This window comes from Williamsia sp. R60, from assembly GCF_054063855.1.
Genome location: NZ_JBSSGR010000001.1, coordinates 732,805 through 733,805, shown reverse-complemented (window position 1 = coordinate 733,805; position 1,001 = coordinate 732,805). Strand labels below are relative to the sequence as shown.

The 1,001-nt window shown below is 61.4% G+C and carries 1 protein-coding gene; it reads right to left on the bottom strand.

Annotation, left to right across the window (positions count from 1 at the left end; all coding sequences use genetic code 11):
• Positions 1-435 precede the first annotated feature (435 nt).
• Positions 436-807, bottom strand: a complete 372-nt coding sequence (locus ACVWY6_RS03225) for a hypothetical protein (protein WP_023956068.1) — start codon at positions 805-807, stop codon at positions 436-438.
• Positions 808-1,001: the final 194 nt, after the last annotated feature.

Below are 1,001 nucleotides of genomic sequence, written 5' to 3'. Positions count from 1 at the left end.
AGTTTGCCGCTCCAATCTCGAACGCTTGCTCGCCTCGGCCTCAGTGACGATGAATTCTTGTATCTGCGAATGTAATGGCGGTGTCTTCGTTGTTCACATTCAACCCGCAAGTGGTCGTTTAGACAGTAACCACGCAGGCGAGTCGCAGATATCTGCCACTCGAATGGCATGCCTTTCTGTGACCTATCGACCAGATTGTCATAGCCGTTACACCGTCGCTTCGGCGGCCCGGATCAGCTCGACATCGCGGTTCTGGCGAGTCCATCGGGCGTCTCCGGCAGCGCAGTCAAGTATAGACCAGGCCTCGCGCACCATCGCTGACGTTCGATCGGTGGCTGTCACCAGGACCGACGAGTCCGGCCCCCTCGTACGCGATGTGCGTCCGAGGGGGCCGGTGTCGAATATCTGGGGGCCGCTGGGGCCGGTGGTGGTGGACTACCCGCCTGCGAGCCTGCTGGCGATCACACGGAGGTCGATCTCACTCGTTCGCCCGGCGGTGACACGCTGCTGGGGCGGTGCCGTCGCGGTGTGCAGTTCGTCGAAGTCGCCGCGGATCTGAGCAAGTGCATCGTCGACGATCGCAGCGACAACCGACCCGTCGGTTTCTGCACCGAGAGCCGGGATGCCCGCGAAGATGGCGGCCACGACAGCGGATCGGTCGTCCATGTACTGGTTCCGGGTCACCGGCATCATCAGATTGATCGCACCGGTGAGGTCGCGGTACGTCAGCGCACGCGATCTGTACCGGACGACCACCCGGTCAGGGGTCACTCGAGTGATCTCGCCCACCGCGGCAGGCAGGTCCACCCTCTGAGATGAAGGCGCCATAGCCCGCTGTTGCGGCCGAATCGTTGAAATAGCCATCTGCTCACCAACCCTGTGCATCTGCCTCGACCCTCAATGGGTCGGCGTAGCTAATATTCACAGTACCCGGGCAGTAAGGGAAGGGAAGTATTCCAGCTGTTACAAGATCCGGGTGTGATCTACGACACACCTGGAGC